The 18,780-nt window shown below is 69.7% G+C and carries 15 protein-coding genes; 5 read left to right on the top strand and 10 right to left on the bottom strand.

Annotated elements, in window-relative coordinates:
• Positions 1–82 precede the first annotated feature (82 nt).
• A complete protein-coding gene (gene xylB / locus BJQ94_RS02240) occupies positions 83–1,498 on the top strand; it encodes a xylulokinase (protein ID WP_265400714.1) in 1,416 nt (471 codons plus the stop codon).
• Positions 1,499–1,753: 255 nt separating this feature from the next.
• Here the strand turns inward: xylB and BJQ94_RS02235 are convergent, their stop codons facing one another.
• The 8 genes from BJQ94_RS02235 to BJQ94_RS02200 form a co-directional block, all read right to left on the bottom strand.
• Complete coding sequence (locus BJQ94_RS02235) at positions 1,754–3,709, bottom strand: beta-L-arabinofuranosidase domain-containing protein (RefSeq protein ID WP_265400713.1); 1,956 nt, start codon at positions 3,707–3,709, stop codon at positions 1,754–1,756.
• Positions 3,710–3,763: 54 nt separating this feature from the next.
• Positions 3,764–4,711, bottom strand: coding sequence for an arabinan endo-1,5-alpha-L-arabinosidase (locus tag BJQ94_RS02230; RefSeq protein WP_275875538.1), 948 nt, complete (start codon positions 4,709–4,711; stop codon positions 3,764–3,766).
• A gap of 56 nt (positions 4,712–4,767) precedes the next feature.
• Complete coding sequence (locus BJQ94_RS02225; RefSeq protein WP_265400711.1) at positions 4,768–6,273, bottom strand: alpha-N-arabinofuranosidase; 1,506 nt, start codon at positions 6,271–6,273, stop codon at positions 4,768–4,770.
• 98 nt (positions 6,274–6,371) lie between these two features.
• Positions 6,372–7,076 (bottom strand): DUF624 domain-containing protein, encoded by a 705-nt coding sequence (locus BJQ94_RS02220; RefSeq protein WP_265400710.1) that lies wholly within the window; start codon positions 7,074–7,076, stop codon positions 6,372–6,374.
• A 1-nt stretch (position 7,077) separates the two neighbouring features.
• Positions 7,078–8,565 (bottom strand): arabinan endo-1,5-alpha-L-arabinosidase, encoded by a 1,488-nt coding sequence (locus tag BJQ94_RS02215; RefSeq protein WP_265400709.1) that lies wholly within the window; start codon positions 8,563–8,565, stop codon positions 7,078–7,080.
• Positions 8,566–8,567: 2 nt separating this feature from the next.
• On the bottom strand, positions 8,568–9,554 hold the full coding sequence (locus BJQ94_RS02210) for a carbohydrate ABC transporter permease (RefSeq protein ID WP_345893468.1): 987 nt from the start codon (positions 9,552–9,554) through the stop codon (positions 8,568–8,570).
• 11 nt (positions 9,555–9,565) lie between these two features.
• Positions 9,566–10,480, bottom strand: coding sequence for a sugar ABC transporter permease (locus BJQ94_RS02205; protein ID WP_265400708.1), 915 nt, complete (start codon positions 10,478–10,480; stop codon positions 9,566–9,568).
• A 111-nt stretch (positions 10,481–10,591) separates the two neighbouring features.
• Entirely contained in the window at positions 10,592–11,923 is a 1,332-nt protein-coding gene (locus BJQ94_RS02200; RefSeq protein WP_265400707.1) for a sugar ABC transporter substrate-binding protein, read from the bottom strand.
• A gap of 286 nt (positions 11,924–12,209) precedes the next feature.
• Between BJQ94_RS02200 and BJQ94_RS02195 the strand changes: the two genes are divergently transcribed.
• Positions 12,210–13,478, top strand: coding sequence for a glycoside hydrolase family 27 protein (locus BJQ94_RS02195; RefSeq protein WP_265400738.1), 1,269 nt, complete (start codon positions 12,210–12,212; stop codon positions 13,476–13,478).
• A 13-nt stretch (positions 13,479–13,491) separates the two neighbouring features.
• Here the strand turns inward: BJQ94_RS02195 and BJQ94_RS02190 are convergent, their stop codons facing one another.
• On the bottom strand, positions 13,492–14,505 hold the full coding sequence (locus tag BJQ94_RS02190; protein WP_265400706.1) for a LacI family DNA-binding transcriptional regulator: 1,014 nt from the start codon (positions 14,503–14,505) through the stop codon (positions 13,492–13,494).
• 150 nt (positions 14,506–14,655) lie between these two features.
• Complete coding sequence (locus BJQ94_RS02185; protein WP_265400705.1) at positions 14,656–15,762, bottom strand: glycerate kinase; 1,107 nt, start codon at positions 15,760–15,762, stop codon at positions 14,656–14,658.
• A 149-nt stretch (positions 15,763–15,911) separates the two neighbouring features.
• Here BJQ94_RS02185 and BJQ94_RS02180 point away from each other — a divergent pair, with 149 nt between their 5' ends.
• From BJQ94_RS02180 to BJQ94_RS02170, 3 genes are all read left to right on the top strand, one after another.
• Entirely contained in the window at positions 15,912–17,237 is a 1,326-nt protein-coding gene (locus BJQ94_RS02180; protein WP_265400704.1) for a GNAT family N-acetyltransferase, read from the top strand.
• 160 nt (positions 17,238–17,397) lie between these two features.
• Positions 17,398–18,309 carry a thioredoxin domain-containing protein gene (locus BJQ94_RS02175; protein WP_265400703.1) on the top strand — a complete coding sequence of 304 codons (912 nt, stop codon included), beginning with the start codon at positions 17,398–17,400 and terminating at the stop codon, positions 18,307–18,309.
• A 103-nt stretch (positions 18,310–18,412) separates the two neighbouring features.
• Positions 18,413–18,772, top strand: a complete 360-nt coding sequence (locus BJQ94_RS02170; protein WP_265400702.1) for a CHY zinc finger protein — start codon at positions 18,413–18,415, stop codon at positions 18,770–18,772.
• The last annotated feature ends 8 nt before the right edge of the window (positions 18,773–18,780 follow it).

Genomic DNA, 18,780 nt, shown 5'->3' with positions numbered 1-18,780 from the left:
TAGGAGTTATGCGCATCCGCGCCCGTTGTTGATTGTTGTCCTGTTGTTCTTGTGTGGTGTGGTCGAGCTTGGAGTGCGTGACATGACGTTGGTGGCCGGAGTCGACTCGTCGACACAGAGTTGCAAAGTGGTCGTTCGGGATGCCGAGACGGGGGCGCTCGTGCGCACCGGCAAGGCCGCCCATCCCGTGGGCACCGAGGTCGATCCCGTCGCTTGGTGGGAGGCGCTGCTCGCCGCGATCGAGGCGGCCGGCGGCCTGGCCGATGTCTCCGCCGTGTCGGTGGCCGCCCAGCAGCACGGCATGGTGGTGCTCGATACGGCCGGCCGCGTCATCCGGCCCGCCCTGCTCTGGAACGACACCCGCAGCGCCCCGGCCGCCGCCGCCCTGATCGACGAGGTCGGCGCCGCGGAGTACTCCCGCCGCACCGGCGTGGTGCCCGTGGCCTCGTTCACCGTCACCAAGCTGCGCTGGCTGCGCGACGCCGAACCGGCCAACGCCGCCAGGGTCGCCGCCGTCGCCCTCCCGCACGACTGGCTGAGCTGGCGGCTGCGCGGCTTCGGCCCGGCCGACGAGAGCGAACTCGGCCCCGTGCTCACCGAGCTGACCACAGACCGGTCGGATGCCAGCGGCACCGGCTACTTCTCGGCCGCACTGAACGAGTACGACCGTGAGCTGCTGGTGCGCGGCCTCGGCCACGATGCCGTGCTGCCCGTGGTGCTCGGCCCCGGCGAGAGTGCCGGACGCACTGTGGCCCTGCCCGGTGTGCCCGCGGGCCTCGTGGTGGGCGTCGGCGCCGGCGACAACGCCGGTGCGGCGCTCGGCCTGGGCGCCGCGGCCGGCGACGTGGTGGTGTCGATCGGCACCAGCGGCACGGTGTTCGCCGTGACCGAGCAGCCCAGCGAAGACGCCTCTGGCACCGTCGCCGGGTTCGCCGATGCCAGCGGGCTGCACCTGCCGCTGATCGCCACGCTCAACGCCGCGCGCATCCTGGACTCGATCGCCGGTCTGCTCGGCGTGGACCACGACGAGCTCGGCCGCCTCGCGCTGCAGGCCGAACCCGGCGCCGCCGGCCTGGTGCTGCAGCCCTATTTCGAGGGCGAGCGCACCCCGAACCTGCCCGATGCCACGGCGTCGCTCTTCGGGCTCACCCTCGGCTCGACCACCCGGCCGAACCTCGCCCGCGCGGCCATCGAGGGGCTGCTCTGCGGCCTCGCCGACGGGCTGGATGCCGTGCGCGCGCAGGGTGTCACGGTGGAGCGCATCCTGCTGATCGGCGGTGCCGCCCAGAACCCGGCCGTGCAGTTCATCGCCGCGCAGGTCTTCGACGCCCCCGTTGCCGTGCCGGAGCCCGGTGAATACGTAGCCGACGGTGGCGCCGTGCAGGCCGCCTGGGCCCTCACCGGCACCCGCCCGGCCTGGTCGGTGGCGCTTGCGGCGCACCCCACCCCCGACTTCCACCCGGTGATCCGCGCCCAGTACGCGGCCCACCGCGCCTGACCGTACCCGCGCCCCTTCGTATTCGCGAGAGCGGGGAATGGGTCGCTTCGCGCCCGCTGAAGCAACCACACGCCCGCTTTCGCGAGAGCAGTAACTCGCGAAAGCGGGTTAACGGTTACTTCCCGTGCGGGGAAACAACCACGCGACCGCTTTCGCGGAAGCACCATCTCGCGAAAGCGGGGAACGGGTCGCTTCGCCCCGCTGAAGCAACCACACGACCGCTTTCGCGAGATGAGGTGGGAGGCGGGACAGGAGCTAGCTGGTGGGGATCCAGACGCGCATTCCCCCTGGCGCGCGGTTGCCCCACCGGTAGTACGGCACCGCGGTGACGACCACCGGCTCGCCGCCGATCGGCACCGCCGCAGCGGACCGTACCGCGGAGTCCGCCGGCGGGGCCGCACCGGCAGCCGCTCCGACCAGCACCGGGTAGAGCTCCCCCGAGCCCATCGCACGCCTGGCCCCGGTGATCCGCACCAGCGGCACCCCCAGCACGGCGTCGACCGGGCCGAGCTCGGCATCCACCGCGGTATCGATCACGAAGTCCTCGAGAACGAGCCCCTCGGGCAGGTCGGCTTGCTCAAGCGCGTAGACCAGCGGTCCGCGGGTCACCACCACGCAGCCGCGCACGGCGTCCACCTGCGGATGCGCGCGCCGCAGCCGCACGGGCATCTCGAGCACCAACTCGATCGAGCGGATGCCCGCCCCCGCCACCCGCGCATAGCCGTCCGACACCGGCAGGTCAACCGGCTCCCCGTTCACGGTGACCCGCCAGGACTCCGCCCAGCCCGGCACTCGCAGCGCCACCTCGCCGCCGGTGAAGGCGTGATCGAACTGGATGAGCACGGTGCCGTCGACCGGGTAGCCCGTCGTGATCCGGGCCGTAGTTGCGGCGCCGCCCACCCCGCCGAGGTCGATGGAGCCGGTCTCATAGAGGTGCAGTTGCAGCGAGCCGCCCGCGGTCGTGGCCGCGTAGTGCTGCAGCGACGACACCAGCCTGGCCAGGTTGGGCGGGCAGCAGGCGCAGTCGTACCAGCCCACCCGGCGGGCCGGGGCCTGCTCGTGGGCGCCGTCCCGGTGGGTGCGCACCTGCAGCGGGTTGGAGTAGAAGAACGCGGTGCCGTCGCTCGTGGTTGACCCGGCCACGGCGTTGTACAGCGCCCGTTCCAGTTCGTCGGCGAACCGGCCCTCACCGGTGATCAGCAGCATCCGCCAGTTGAACTGCACACTGGAGATCGCGGCGCAGGTCTCGGAGTACGCCCGGTCCGGCGGCAGCTCGAACGGGTCGCCGAAGGCCTCGTCGCGGTGCCGGGCGCCGAGTCCGCCGGTGACGTACATCTTGCTCTGGTGCACGTCGTGCCAGATGCGTTCGAGCGCGGCGAGCAGCTCGGTGTCGCCGTTCTCCGCGTAGGCGTCGGCCACGCCGGCGGCCAGGTAGAGCTGCCGCACCGAGTGCCCGGTGGCACCGGGGACGCTCCGCACCGGCTCGTGGTCCTGGAAGTAGCCGTAGCCGAACCGGTCTTCGCCCACGGTGCGGTGGCCGCGCAGGTCGATGAATCGCTGGGCCAGGTCGAGCCAGCGTCGCTGGCCGGTGACCCTGTACACCTCGACGAGGGCGGTCTCGATCTCCGGATGCCCGCAGACGGCATCCACGCCGCCGGCGCCGAAGCGCGCCTCGACGAGCTCGGCGAACCGCAGCCCCACCTCAAGCAGGTCGGTGCGCGCGCTCGTGCGCGCCCACGCCACGCCGGCCTGGAGCAGGTGCCCGAGGCAGTACATCTCGTGCCCCCAGCGCAGGTCGGCGAACTGCTCGTCGGGCTTGGCGACCTGGAAGAACGAGTCGAGATAGCCGTCGTCCTGCTGGGCGGCCTCGAGCAGCGCCACCGTCTCGTCGACGAAGCCGGCAAAGGCCTCCGCGCCACCGCCGGCACGGCCGGCCTCCCAGCCGATGGCCTCGAGCACCTTGTACACATCGGAGTCGGCGAAGACGAAACCGCGAAAGGTCCCGCTCTCCCGGCCGGCCGCGATGCGCAGGTTCGCGAGCGCGCCAGAGGCCTCGAGCTGATCCACGCAGTGCGCCAGGGTGGCGTCCCGGTTCACCCGCTGCCAGGCGGCGAGCTGGCCGGTTCCGGCGAAGGTGACGGCGTCCAGTGACAGTGGGCGGAGGGCGCTCTGCGCTCCGGCCAGCGGGCTGACGGGTCCGGCGATGGGCATGAGAACTCCTGTGGGGTGGGTGCGGGGTAGCGTGGGCGGCCGTGCGGCTGGGGCCTATTCCCAGGTCGCCACCGGCCAGCCGTCTTCCCAGTTGATCGGGATGAGGCCGAGTTGGAACAGGCCGTCCAGGGTGGCATCGTAGTAGTGGAAGGCGAGGGTGCCGCCGGACACCGACTGGCCACCGGGGCCGATCCTGTCGCCGTCGCTACTGAGCACCGGGGTGCCGCCGTCCTCGAGCAGGGCGGCGCCGTTGGCGTCCAGGTAGGGTCCGGCCACAGACTCCGAGCGCCCGACGGCGATGTTGTAGGTGCTGTCCACGCCGCGGCAGCAGAAGTCCCGGGAGAAGAACAGGTAGAAGTAACCGTCGTGCGCGAGCAGGTACGGCGCTTCGAGGGCGTTCACGGCCAGGTTGCGGTCCGCGATCGTCACCGGTTCGGCATCGTCGGTGCGCAGCCCGGTCGGCCACTCGAGCTGCACGAGCTGCAGCCCGGTGGAGAACGAGCCGAAGCTCAGCCAGGGCGTGCCGTCCGCATCCTCGACGACACCGGGGTCGATGCTGTTGTAGTCGGTGCCGACCGAGGTGATCACCTCACCCTGGTCCACCCACTCGTAGTCGGCCGCGTCCACGTCGAGGGTGCTGTTCGTGGCCAGCGCGATCACCGAGGTGTTCGTGCCGAACAGCGACGCCGAGTAATACAGGTACCAGGTGCCGTCGTGCTCGTAGAGCTCCGGCGCCCAGAGGTTGTCGACCCCGGGCACGGCCTCGACCAGCCAGGCGGGCTTCTCCTGCCAGACCTCGCCGACGTACTCCCAGTCCAGCCCGTCGACCGAGCTGCGGATCTGGATATTGCCGTCGGCGATGTCCCCGTTGCCGGTGGAGTACACGTAAGAGGGCGCCCCGTCGACCCCGGCCACGTAGGCCGGGTCATGCGTGGCGATATCCCCGGTGAGCGGTCGGGCGCCCTGTTCGGCCGAGCATCCGCTCAGCACGAACAGGAGCACCGCAGCCAGGGCCAGAACGAACAGGCCCGCGAGCGTGCCCGCCTGGCCCGTTCGTGCTAACCGAGTGCGAGCGCCGACCATGAGACGGGCGGCAGGGTGACGGTCAGAGTGCCGTCGGCGAGCACAGACCCGGTGAGGTCAGACAGACCCACCCGGTTCTGGTCTTCCAGGGTGTTCTTGGCGTACGGGTCGTCGTCATGCAGGGTGACGGCCTCGGTGATGGCGGATGCGCCCAGCCCGGACACATCGATGGTCACCTCGATCGATTCGGTCTGGCTGCGGTTCACCAGGAACACCGCGGCGGTGCCGGCTGCGGCGTCCACCGTGGCCACCGAGTCCACCAGCGGCGCGGCACCGTAGAGCGCCGTGTCGTAGGTGCCCACGGTGATGCGGGGCGAGATGACCTCGCCGCGGGCGAGCCTGGAGGTGACCGAGAACGGGAAGAACGTGGTCTGGCGCCAGGAGTCTCCGCCGGGTTCAGTCATGATCGGGGCGATCACGTTCACCAGCTGGGCCAGCGATGCCGAGCCCACCCTGTCGTGGTTCTGCAGCAGGGTGATCAGCAGGTTGCCGAGCACAACGGCATCCGCCACCGAGTAGACGTCCTCGAGCTGGCGGGGTGCGAAGCGCCACTCGTCGTTGACTTCCTCGGAGTCGCGGTGTTCGTCCAGGTACCAGATGTTCCACTCGTCGAAGGAGAGCTGGATGGTCTTCTGGCTGCGCAGCTTGTGCTTGACGTGGTCGGCCGTGGCCACGACGGTGTCGATGAAGTACTTCATCTCCAGCGACGACGCCAGGTAGGAGTCCAGGTCGCCATTCCGCTCCTGGTAGTAGGCATGGCAGGAGATGTAGTCGACGGACTCGTAGCTGTGCTCGAGCACCACCCGTTCCCACTCACCGAAGGTGGGCATGGCCGATCCGGAGGATCCGCAGACGACGAGCTCGAGGGAGGGGTCTGCGGTCTTCATGGCCGACGCCGTGCGCGCGGCGATCTTGCCGTAGTCGTCGCTGGACATGTGGCCGACCTGCCACGGGCCGTCCATTTCATTGCCGAGGCACCACATGCGGATGTTGTACGGCTCGGTCTTGCCGTTGCGCACGCGCTCGTCGGCGAGCGCGGTGCCGGCATCGCCGTTGGCGTATTCGAGCAGGTCGAGCGCGGATTCGATGCCGCGGGTGCCCAGGTTCACGGCCATCATCAGCTCGGAGCCGGTGAGTTCGCACCAGCGGCCGAACTCCTCCAGGCCCACCTGGTTGCTCTCCAGGGAGTGCCAGGCCAGGTCGCGGCGCACCGGGCGCCGGTCGCGCGGGCCGACGCCGTCTTCCCACTTGTAGCCGGAGACGAAGTTGCCGCCGGGGTAGCGGATGGTGGTGGAGCCCAGTTCCTTGACCAGTTCGACAACGTCGAGGCGGAAGCCGTCTTCGTTGGCGGTGGGGTGATCGGGTTCGTAGATGCCGTCATAGACGCATCGGCCCAGGTGCTCCACGAAGGAACCGAAGATGCGCCGGTTGATGGGGGCGACCACGGTGGTGGGGTCGATGCTGATTCGTGCGGTGGTCATGGAGATCGTGTCCTATCTATCTGTGCAACGTTATAAAGGTGGGGCAAGTCGGGTGGAGCGAAGGTGCGGCACTGGCGAACCGGTCACAGCCGGGCCGGTCAGGCGAGCGAGGTGCGGCCGGCCGGGGCGAGCGGCAGCGCGCCGTCTTCGTTCCGCACCGCGCCGTGAGCGGGGTGCGTGGCGTCGAGGGCGGCCAGGCGGTGGTCGATGAGCCAGCCGGCCACGAACAGCGGCGCGGACGCCCCGATCAGCGGCATCAGCACGCCGAACTGGAACAGGGCGACGGTGAGCACGCCCAGGCCCAGGATCAGCGACAGGCTCATCAGCGGGGACACGACCGGCAGCACGAACGCATACCGCCAGATCGCCCGGGCCGAATCCCGGTAGCGGGTGCAGATGATGACAGCCGAGAGGCCGGCCAGCAGGGTGCAGACCGACACCACCACGAGCAACACCAGCAGCACCGCGCTCACCGGGCTGCCGGCGAGAGCCGTGGTCTGAAAGGCCACCAGGTCGAGGAAGACCAGCGCTGCCGCGGCCTGGAACGGGATCGCGACAACGGCCAGGTGCCGGAATTGGGCCCGGTAGGCGGTGATGAAGTCCCGCACCAGACGGTCGCCCGGCTGGCCGGCGCGCAGCCGACCGAGCAGGATGGCAGCGGCCGTCGCGGCCGGGAACACCCCGAACACGATCAGCCCGGCGATGCTGCCCGCGATGAAGAGCAGGTTGATCACGACGAGGGCGATCGCGAAGCGCAGCCACTGCATGGCCTTACCTGCCCAGCCGATGGCGTAGTCGTCCATGTCAGGCTCCCTTCGTGCCGAACCAGGCCACCCCGTCGGCGGCGAGGCCGCTGAAGGAGAGGGCGGGCCGGGCGTTGGCCCAGTCCCAGGAGGAGAAGACCACGGCATCGAGTTCGGTGCCGGATGCATCGGTGCCACCTGCGTCGGTGCCGACCACGAGGCGCACCCGCTCGGTGCGGCCGTCGAAGAGTCGCTCGGCCGCATCCGCCACGCCGGGGCCGGCGGGCAGCAGCACAGTGGACGCCAACGCGACGGTCACCACAGCGGAGTTCACCAGGTCGGGCGACTCCGGTGCCAACCGCACCGCGTGCCACGGGCCGGTCAGGGCGACCGGCTCGGCGAGGCGCTCCGCGTCGGCGCCGGCGAACGGCTGCGGAGAGACGACGGGCCACCCGGCCTCGGTGAAGAAGGTGCGCCGCAGCTGCACGACGTGCTGGTGGGGGTCGTCGGCGAAGCGCACGTGGTGCACCATGACGTACTCGTCCGCGCGGTAACCGGTCGCGGCCGGGGCCGCCCCTGGAAGATCCGGTTCGATGAGGATCGAGTTGTGCCCTGGGGCGAGCCAGCCGGTGTCGGTGCCGAACCGGTGGCTGCCGAGCACCTTGGTGCCGATCGACGCCGGCGCGGCGTCGAGGTCGGTCATGGAGCGGCCGAGCAGGTCGGTGTACGGTCCGTCGATGTTCTCGGCCACGGCGACCCGCACGTTGTAGCTGTCGAAGAGGGAGTCGTAGGAGGTGAACAGCACGTAGCGGTCCTCCTCGCGGCGGTAGACGATGAAGGCGCCTTCGATCGCCCGTTCCACCGACACGGCCCGGCGGGCGATGAGGGTGCCGAGGTCGCCCGGCGTCTGCGGCAGCCCGGTGCGCCCGTTCAGCGGCAGCGTGTAGATGCCGGAGAAGAACGACCCATAGGTGAGCCACGGGGTACCGTCACGGTCGACCGTGACGGCGGCGTCGATGGCATTCTGGCTGGACTCGCCGGTCCTGGTGCCCACGACGATGCCGCGGTCCTCCCACGGACCGGCCAGCCGGTCGGCCACGGCCAGGCCGATGGCCGAGGTGTTCGAGCCGAAGGTGGAGGCCGAGTAGTACATGTGCCAGCGCACGTCGCCGGCAGGGGCGGATGCACCGGGTGCCGGCCAGCGCACGACCTCCGGCGCCCACAGGCCGGGGGCCTGGGTCCACTCGAAGGCAGGTCCGGGCACCCCGTCCAGGGCCGTGCCCACGAAGGTCCACTGCACGAGGTCGGCGGAGCGGCGTACGTGCACACCGGCGGCCACCGAGTCGGCGCCGGCGGCGGCATCCGTGGAGAACATGTACCAGGAGCCGTCGGTGTCGCGTACGACAGTGGGGTCGTGTGCGTTGCGGGTGCCCCAGGCGGCGGGGTCACCGGTGGCAGGGTCGCCGGCCGGCACCGGGGCCAGGCTGCGCAGCGCCGTGCCGGGCAGTTCGGGCCACTCGAGGGTTGCGCGCTCGTCGAGAACAGGCACGGTCAGCCCTTCCCGCCGGTGAGGGCGACGGATTCGATGATCTGACGCTGGAAGACGATGAACACGATCAGCACCGGCAGCAGGGCGATGAACGAGGCCGCCATGATCAGCGGGTAGTCGGTCTGGCTGGCGTACTGAGCGTTGAAGCTGGCGATCACGAGCTGCAAAGTCTGCTTCTCCGGCGTGTTCAGGTAGATGATCGGGGCCAGGTAGTCGTTCCACACGGCCATGAACCAGAGGATGAACTGCGCGGCCATGGCCGGCCGGATGGCCGGGAAGATCAGCCTGAAGAAGATCTGCAGGTAGGAGGCGCCGTCGAGCTTGGCGGCTTCGATGATCGAGTCCGGCACGTTCTCGAGGTACTGCTTGAGGAAGAAGATCATGATGATGTTGCCGAACAGGCCGGGCACGATCAGCGGCAGCAGGGTATCGACCCAGCCGATGTTCGCGAAGACCATGAACTGCGGAATCATGATGGTCGGGAACGGGATCATCAGGCCGGCCAGCAGCATCAGGAAGGCGGCGTTCTTGAACGGCATCCGCATTTTCGCGAAGGCGAACGCGGCGATCGAAGAGGTGATCGAGCCGATCACGGTGACGGTGCCGGCCACGATCAGGCTGTTCCGGATGCCGCTGAGCAGCGGTCCGGCCGACCACACGCGGAGGTAGTTGTCCCACATCACCGGGTCGGGGATCCACTGTGGCGGCAGCGCGAAGATCGCGTCGTGGGTCTTCAGCGAGGTGGAGAAGGTCCAGATCAGCGGGCCGAGCATGACGATCGCGCCGAGCGAGAGGATCAGCGTGACGAGAACGTTGCCGAGCTTGTACCGTGCCGAGCGGGTCAGCGGATGACCTGCGCCGGCGGGCGTCGGGTTGGAGCGCCGCCCGCGGCCGGAGGGAGCTCCGGGGCCGGCGGGGATGCCGCCCTGCGGGTCGAGCAGCGGTGCGCCGGCCTGAACCGGGCCGGGAAGGGAAGTTGACGTACTCACGGTGGCGGCCTTCAGTCAATCGAGAACTGGTTGCGGCGGTTGAGCCGGAATTGGATGACGGTGATCACGAAGATGATCAGCCCGAGCACGATCGACATGGCCGATGCGTACCCCATGTGCAGGTTGTTGAACGCCTGGCGCCAGATGTACCAGACGATAGAGGCCGAGCTGAATTCCGGACCGCCCAGCGGGGTCATGATGTTGATCTCGATGAAGATCTGCGATCCCCCGATGATGCTCGTCACGACGAGGAAGAAAGTGACCGGGCGCACCATCGGCAGGGTGATGTTGCGGAACTGGTCCCAGGTGCCGGCGCCGTCGAGCGAGGCGGCCTCGTAGAGGTAGCGGGGCACCGATTGCAGGGCGGCCAGGTAGAGCAGCATCGAATAGCCGAGGCCCTTCCAGGTGGCCATGATGATCAGGGCCGGCTTGACGGTGTCCTTGTCGGCCAGCCAGTTCGGGCCCTGGATGCCGACCAGGTCGAGGACCTGGTTGACCAGGCCGAAGTCGCCGTTGTACGCCCACTGCCAGAGGATGGCGATGGCGGCGATCGAGGAGATCACGGGAATGTAGTACACCGTGCGGAAGAAGGTGGTGCCGCGCATCTTGCGGTTGAGACCGAGGGCCAGGGCCATCGAGAGCACGAGCCCGATCGGGATGCCGATCATCATGAACAACGTGTTCCACATGGCCTTGAGGAAGTACGGGTCGTTCCACATCTTGATGTAGTTGTCGATCCCGTTGAACGTCGGTGCGGCCAGGCCGTTCCAGCTCGTGAACGAGGCGTAGACGGAGTAGAGCAGCGGGTAGAGCGTGAAGAGCAGGAAGCCGATCAGGGGGATCGCGATGAACGCGAGGGCGACCTGGTGCTCACGCCTGTGCAGTCTGGAGCGGCGCGGCTTGGTGCGAAGAACTTCTGTGGACATCAGCGATCTTCCTTGACTTGATTCCAATGAGCTATCGGTCGGCGAGCCGGCCGGGGGCGGATGCCGCGGCCGCGCAGTGGAGAACGCGGCCGCGACATCCGGTGCGGGTTGTTAGCCGATACCGGCCTGGGCGTTGGCGTCGTCCAGGAATGCCTGCATCTTGGGCTGCGCCTCCTTGAGGTAGTCGGCGGCGGTCTGCGTGCCGTCGAGCACCGGCTGGATGTTGGTGAAAAGCTCGTCGTACCACTCGGCGTTGTAGGTGTTGTTGGCGGGCAGTGCGCGGCCGTAGCCGTTCACGATGTCCAGGAACTCCTGCTTGTTGGCGGGCTGGGTGGTCGAGTCGGCCACCCAGGTGTCTGCCGTGTCCTTGAGGTTCGGGATCTGTACTCCGGCATCAACCAGCGTCTGCTGGGCGGTGGCGTCGGCGGACAGGTACTCGACGAGCTTCTCGGACAGCTCCGGGTACTTGGTGGTGCTGCCGACCGCGATACCGAGCGTGCCGGTCCAGGTGGCGGACTCACCGGTCGAGCCGGCCGGGTAGGGGATCAGGTCGTAGTCGAAGTCGAGATCGGCGTACGTCGAGACGTCCCACGGGCCCACCGGGAAGAACGCGATCTGGCCGCTCATCCAGCGCTGGTAGGTGTCGAGGGTCTGTGCCTGCGCGGTGGAGGGGGTGATGTGTTCCACGTTGGACAGGTCGGCGAACCACTGCAGCGCCTCGGCGAACTCCGGGGTGTCCACGGTGACCTTGGTGCGGTCCTTATTGAGGAACTCCGCGCCGTTCGACCAGGCGAACGACTGCAGGCTCCACTGCACGTTGAGGCCGGTTCCCCACTGGTCGAGCTCGCCGTCGCCGTCGAGGTCCACGGTCAGCTGCTTGGAGATGTCGACGAATTCCTGAAGGGTCAGGGGCACGTCCGGGTCGGGCAGCGGGATGCCGGCGGCCTCGAACATGGTCTTGTTGTAGCCGAACGAGAACGGGCCGACGTCCTTCGGCAGGGCGTAGATGGCGCCCTGGCCGACCAGGCTGCCGTCGAACCGGTAGCTGTCGACGCCGTAGTCCCAGATGTTGTCGAGGTCGAGGGTGTCCGAGTTTTCGACGTAGTCGGTGATGTCGAGGATGACACCGTTGTTCACGTAGGCCTGCACGTCGCCAGGGCCGATGTAGAACACATCGGGGATCTGCTTGCCGGCGATGGCGGCCTTGAGCTTGGTGGAGTAGTCATCCGCCGTGGTGACGATGATTTTGACGTTGACGTCGTTGGCCTTTTCGAAGGCCTTGATGGCCGTCGTGTACGCGGCCTTCTCGTCTTCGCCGCCGCGGAACATGAATGTGAGCTGCTTCTCACCGGTGTCTGCTGCTCCTGCCGAGCATCCGCTGAGCAGAAGGCCGGTCGTAGCGATCATTGCTACGGAGGCGGCGATAAAACGTGACCTCTTCATCACGTAGTTCCTTCCCTATTGGCTGTGCTGTGAGTGTGAATGCCACGGCCCATCGGGTCGGACATCCGCGTCCTGAGTGTTTTACAACGTTGTAACAGTATGACAGGCTCTGGGCAGACGCAATGAATTCCGGCAAGAAAATTCCAACGTTGTAATATCGTGATCATTCCGTTACCTGGCGCCGGCCGGGTCAACCCGATCAAACCGGAGCACCACAGTGACCCCCGAAACCCAGCCTGACCTGCACCAAAACCCCCACCCCGATCCCACCGCCCAGCGCCCGCCGATGGGCTGGAACTCCTGGGATTGTTACGGCACCACGGTGACAGAGGCCGAAGTGCTGGCGAACGCCGACTTCATGGCGGCACACCTGTTGCGCTTCGGCTGGGACACCATCGTGGTCGACATCGCCTGGTACGACCCCGCCGCACGCGCCGGCGGCTATAACGATACGCCGGGTATCGAGATGGATGCCTGGGGTCGCCAGTTGCCCGCGGTCAACCGGTTCCCGTCCGCCGCGGACGGCGCCGGGTTCGCCCCGCTCGCCCGCCGCGTGCACGCCCTGGGCCTCCGTTTCGGGCTGCACATCATGCGCGGAATCCCGCGCGCCGCGGTGGCGGCGTCGCTGCCAGTCTTCGGCTGCGCAGGGGTGAGCGCCGCCGACATCGCCGACCCGGACTCGGCCTGCACCTGGAACCCCGACAACGTGGGCCTGAACCACGACCACCCCGGCGCGCAGGCCTACTACGACGCCCAGGTGGCCCAGTTCGCTGCCTGGGGGGTTGATTTCATCAAGGCCGACGACATGCTCGCGCCGTATCACACCCGCGAAATCGAGGCCTACGCGCTGGCCATCGAGCGCTCCGGCCGGCCGATCACGCTCAGTCTCTCCCCCGGCACCGACCTCTCCCTCGCGCACCGCGAGCACCTGGCCGGGCACGCCCAGTTCTGGCGCGTGTCCGACGACCTCTGGGACCGCTGGGAGGACATCCTCGACCAGTTCGGCCGCCTGGCCCGGTGGGCCCCGCACCAGACGCCGGGAGCCTGGGCCGACGCCGACATGCTGCCGCTGGGCCGCATCGGCATCCGGGCCGAGCGTGGCGGCGACCGGATGAGCCGGCTCACCGCCGACGAGCAGCGCACCATGCTCACCCTGTGGTGTCTGGCCCGGTCGCCGCTGATGTTCGGCGGCGACCTGCCGTCCACCCCACCGGCGACCCTGGCCCTGCTCACCAATCCCGCCGTACTGCGCATGCACCGCGACTCGCACAACCAGCGCGAGTTGTGGCGGGAGGGCGACACCGTGGTGTGGAGTTCGAGCGCCGGGGCGGCCGCTGCCGGGCAGCCCACGGCCCTCTACGTGGCCGTGTTCAACACCGGGGACACCGCCAGGGACATCCGCCTGCCGCTGTCGGCGCTGGGTGAGCCGGCGGGAGCCGTCGGAGCCACCGACCTGTGGGACGGACAGTCCGTGGCGGCGGTCGACGACACCCTCACCCTGACCACCCCGGCGCACGGCTGCCGCTTGGTGCTCTTCGGCAGCCTGGCCGACTGAGCCGCCGAGCTGCCTAGACGGCCGTGGACTCGCGGTCGATCACCGTGTAGTCGGCCAGGTAGACCTCGGGTACAGGCGGGGTCACACCCTCCTCGATGCGCTGCACGAGCAGGCGCACCGCGGTGTCGGCGATCTCGTCGCGGCCGGGATCGATGGTCGACAGGGTCGGCAGTGAGTACTTGGTCTCGTCGAGGGCGTCGAAGCCGATGAACATCACGTCTTCCGGCACGCGCAACCCGGCCACCTGGGCCACCCGCATGGCGCCGAGCGCGAGGGCGTCATTGAGTCCGAAGACGGCGTCGAAGCTGACGCCGGTGTCGATCAGCGCGCGCATCGCCTCGGCGCCATCCCGTCGATGCCAGAGACCCACGTTGCCCACCAGAGCGGGATCGAACGGGATGCCGGCCTCGGCGAGGGCCTCGCGGTAGCCCTGCAGGCGCAGGACGGCCGACCCGACCACTTCGCCCTCGTGGGCGCCGATGACGGCGATCCGGCGACGGCCGCGGCCGATCAGGTGCAGGGTCGCGGCCTTGGCGGCCTCGACGTTGTGCATGGTGACGTGGTCGACGGGACCGCCGAAGACGCGCTCGCCGAGCAGCACCAACGGGTAGTCCACATTGAGCAGCGCGGTATCCGCCGAGCTCATGCCCAGGGGGCTGAAGATGAGCCCATCGGTGAGTTGCAGGCGCTGGCTCGAGAGCATGGCGATCTCGCGGTCGCGGTCACCGCCGCCGGTCTGCTCGAGCAGAACGACGAGGTGACGGCGTTCGGCCGCCTGGATGATGGCGTCGGCCAGTTCGGCGAAGTAGCTGAGGCTGAGTTCGGGCAGGGCCAGCCCGATCACACCGGTGCGGCCGGAACGCAGGCTCCTGGCCGAGATATTGGGCGTGTAACCGAGTTCGTCGATGGCCGCGCGCACCCTGGTCCTGGTCGACGGTCGGATGTGCTCGAAGTCGTGGACGACGTTGGACACCGTCTTGATCGACACCCCGGCGAGCGCCGCCACATCGCGCAGTGTTGCTGCCATTTCGCTCCCTGGTCGGTCACACTCGCGAGCAGCCGCACCGCCCGGTCCGGGCGAGCGCTTCTGCTCTCCATGCGAACTTACCCGGTCGATTCCAACGTTGCATCCCGGGGCGGCACGAACCCGAGCCGCGAGGGCCGGCTCGGACGGTCGCTACCGGTCGCCGGCCAAGCGCGAGCCGGCCGTCTCGAGCCAGGTGAGCGGGTCGGCCATGGCCGCCGCGGTGCCGCCGGCGAGGTCGGTGAGGCTCACGGCGGCGGCGAACCAGCCGGGGTGGGCCGTCAGGGCGCCGGGCTCGATCGCACCGGCCACGAGCAGGGCGCGCACGCCGGCTTCTGCTGCCAGGCCGGCCAGAAGGGACGGCACCTTGCCGGCCGCGGACTGGCTGTCAAAGCGGCCCTCACCCGTGATCACGACGGATGCGCCGCGCACGGCCGCCGGCAGCCCGAGCGCCTGCCCCACGGCGGCGGCGCCGGGCGCGAGCCTGGCGCCCCAGGCCAGCAACCCGAACGCGGTGCCGCCGGCGGCCCCGGCGCCCGGGGTGGCCGGGTCGGCGCCGAGCAACCCGGCCAGACGGCCCAGGCGGGCGTCGAGCGCCACAATCTCCGCCGCATCCGCGCCCTTCTGCGGTCCGAACACGGCGGCGGCCCCGGCCGGGCCGAGCAGGGGGTTGGTGACATCGCTGAGGATCAGCGCGCCGCGGGCCGGCAGCGGCGGCAGGCCGCTCAGGTCGGCGGTCACGATGTCGGCCAGGCCCCGCCCGCCGGGGAGCACCTGCCGCCCGTCCCCGTCGAGGAACCGGCCGCCGAGCGCGGTGAGCGCGCCCACGCCTCCGTCGGTCGACGAGCTACCGCCGAGGGCGAGGTAGAGCCGGTCGACGCCGTGCCGCAGGGCGGCGGCAACGGCCTGGCCGAATCCCTCGGTGTGCGCGTCGAGCGGGCGGAGCGTCTCGAGCAGGGTGATGCCGCTGGTGCAGGCCAGTTCGACCACGCCGGTGCCGTCGGGCAGCAGCAGCCAGGAGGCCGGGGCGCGTCGGCCATCCGGTCCGGTCACGGTCGCGGGCATCCGCGTGGCGCCGGGCACCGCCAGGGCGAAGGCGTCCAGAGTGCCCTCGCCGCCGTCGGCCATCGGCATCAGCACCAGGTCGTCGTCCGGGCGCACGGCGGCCCAGCCCGTGCCGAGCGCCCGGGCCACGGCGGCGGCATCGGCGGTGCCCTTGAACGAGTCGGGGGCGATCAGCACTCTGGCGCCCGTCGTCATCCGCTCCCCTTCCCGATCCGCAGCCGTTTCCTGCCGCAGCCGGCCCGGTTCGGCTTCAGCTTGTCCGCCGCCGCCGCGGGCTGTCAAGCGGCGCGACGGGCTCTCACGGCACCCGAGTCCCGCCCAGGGCGCGTGAGTAGGCTGGCGGGGTGAATGCCTACACGTCTGTACCCGTCGACCCCGAATCCGCCGCCGTCCTCGCCGAGCGCGGCCTGCGCCTGGCCGTCCTGGACGCGACCGACGACGCGGGCCTCAAGCGCTGGTTGCTGGCGGATGCCCGCGGCTTCCACGAGGTGACGCCCACCGAGGGCACCCTCGAGGTGCAGGTCGAGGACATCGCCACCGACCGGGTCACGGGCGTCTGGGACGCTTCGCAGGCCGACCCCGACACCCCGGTCGCCACCGTGCGCTCCTGGGAGATGGGCCTCACCGTTCCCGGCGGCACCGCGCTGGGCAGCTACGCCATCAGCTCGGTCACGGTGTCGCCAACCCACCGCCGCCGGGGCATCGCCAGGGCCATGCTCACCGCCGAACTACGCACCGCCGTGAACCTCGGCCTGCCGATGGCCATGCTCACGGTGTCGGAGGCCACCATCTACGGCCGGTACGGCTTCGGACCCTCCGCCCGGCAGTCCTCCTATTTGGTCGACACCGCCAGGGCCCACTGGACCGGCCCCAGCCCGGCCGGCCGGGTGCAGTTCGTGAGCCCGGAGTCGCTGCTGGCCGACGGTCCCACCGTCTTCGAGCGCACCCGTGAACGCTCCCCCGGTGAGGTGGACCGCCGCGAGATCTGGTGGAAGCGCACCCTCGGACTGCTCCCGAACGAACCGGACGCGCACAAGCGCGGCATCCGTGCGGTGCGTTACGACGACGCCGACGGCGCCATCGCCGGATTCGCGCTCTACGAGATCGCCCTGCAGAACGTGAGCCACCCCGGCCGGCTCAAGCTCGTCGACCTCGTCGCGGCCACCGACGACGCCTACGCCGCGCTCTGGCGGTTCGTGATCGAGATGGACATGGTCAACGAGATCGACGCGCCGCTGCGCAGCGTCTCCGAACCGGTGGCCTGGCAGGTCTCCGACCACCGCGCGGTGCGCAAGACCGGCGAGCGCGACCACCTCTGGCTGCGCATCCTCGATGTGCCGGTGGCACTCGGCGCCCGCCGGTACACGGCGCCCGGCGACTACGTGCTCGACGTCACCGACGACCTCGGCTTCGCCCAGGGCCGTTTTCTGCTCACGGTGGCGGCGGACGGCTCCGGCCGGGCGCATCCGCTCGGCGCCGCCCCGGCCCCGGCCGGCGCCGTCGAGGTGGCCCTCTCGGCGGCCGACCTCGCCTCGCTCTACCTGGGCGGCACGAGTGCGGTCGACCTGGCCCGCGCCGGGCGCCTCACCGAGACCACACCGGATGCCGCCATCCGGCTGGACACGGCCCTGCACTCCGCCTACGCACCGCACCTGAGCACCTGGTTCTAGCTTCCCGGTCCCGGCGGGCCCGATTCGGTCCTAGGCTCGTCCTGGGCACCCGCCAGGGCGATCCTCCCAGCTGGCTCACAGCCCCCCGCAATCGACCTCATAGTCTCGGTCGATAGGGTCAAGGCGAGAACCAGTCCCGACGAAACGGCACAGATAGTCAATGAACGCACAAACTCCCGGCCAGCCGCTCCCCCCGAAGAAGGATCGCCGTGAGGTGGCCCGCGAAACGGCCCGCATCCAGCGGGAGGAACAGAAGAAGCGCGAGGCGCGCAACCGCTGGTTCCTGCGCGGCGGCATCGGCTTGACCCTGGTGGCCGTAGCGGCGATCGTGGCCGTGCTCATCGTCGGCAGCATCAAGCCGGCAGCGCCCGGCCCGCTCAACATGGCCAGCGACGGCATCCTGATGCAGGGTGACGGCACCGCGATCACCGCCGTGCCCACCGCGGCCACCGCGGCCGACGCGGATCCCGTCGCCACCGACGTGGACGCCCTCACCGACACGGTAAACATCACCGTGTACCTCGATTATCTGTGCCCGTACTGCAACCAGTTCGAGACGGCCAACGCCGAGCAGCTCACCAACTGGCTCACGGCGGGCAACATCACGCTCGAGGTGCACCCCATCTCGATCCTCGACAACTCGTCGAACGGCACCAAGTACTCCACCCGCGCGGCCAATGCCGCTTCCTGCGTGGCCAACTACCAGCCGGACAGCTTCCTCGACGTGAACGCGGCCCTGTTCGCGAACCAGCCCACCGAGGGCACGAGCGGGCTCACCGACGCCGAGCTGGTGAGCCTGGTGGAGACCGCCGGGGTGACCGACGAGTCCGTGGCCACCTGCATCACCGACCAGGAGTTCTCCAAGTGGGTCGGCACCGCCACCGACCGCGCCCTGGCCGGCCCGCTGCCCAACACCTCTCTCGCGGCCGTCACCGGCACCCCGACGGTGCTCGTGCAGGGTGTGCAGTACTCCGGCGACCTCGCCGACGCCGCGGCGTTCGAGACCTTCGTGATGGAGCAGGCCACCGCCACCAGCACCACCGACGACACCAGCACCGACACGGGCGAGTAACCCGCCGGCTCGGCTACTGTGGCCGGTGCGGACACGTGTTGCCGGTACGCCGGCCGCAGATGTCCGCACCGGCCACATTTGTGTCTGCGGGAAGGGACCGCCAGTGAACGAGGAAACGGCGCGACTGCGTGTGTACGGCGCCGTCGTCGACGTCCACACCCGCTGCGTGCACTACAACGGGTCGACGGATGTGATCGCGATCAAGTTCCGCTGCTGCGGCCGGTTCTACCCGTGCTTCCAGTGTCACGCCGAGGCCGAGTCGCATCCGGCCGAGCAGTGGGCGCCCGAGGACTGGGCCGAGCAGGCGATCCTCTGCGGCGCCTGCTGGCACACCCTCGCGATCGATCAGTACCGCGGCGTCTCGGCCTGCCCGCACTGCGGGGCGGCCTTCAACGACGGATGCCGGCTGCACGCGCACCTGTACTTCCAGGTGCCCGACCCGCAGTCTGAGCCGCGGGGCTGAGGCGCGGG

Origin of the sequence: Cryobacterium sp. SO2 (genome assembly GCF_026151165.2) — a bacterium.
Lineage (GTDB): Bacteria > Actinomycetota > Actinomycetes > Actinomycetales > Microbacteriaceae > Cryobacterium.
The sequence above is the reverse complement of the archived record's forward strand: the minus strand, read 5'-3'. Positions and strand labels throughout refer to the sequence as shown.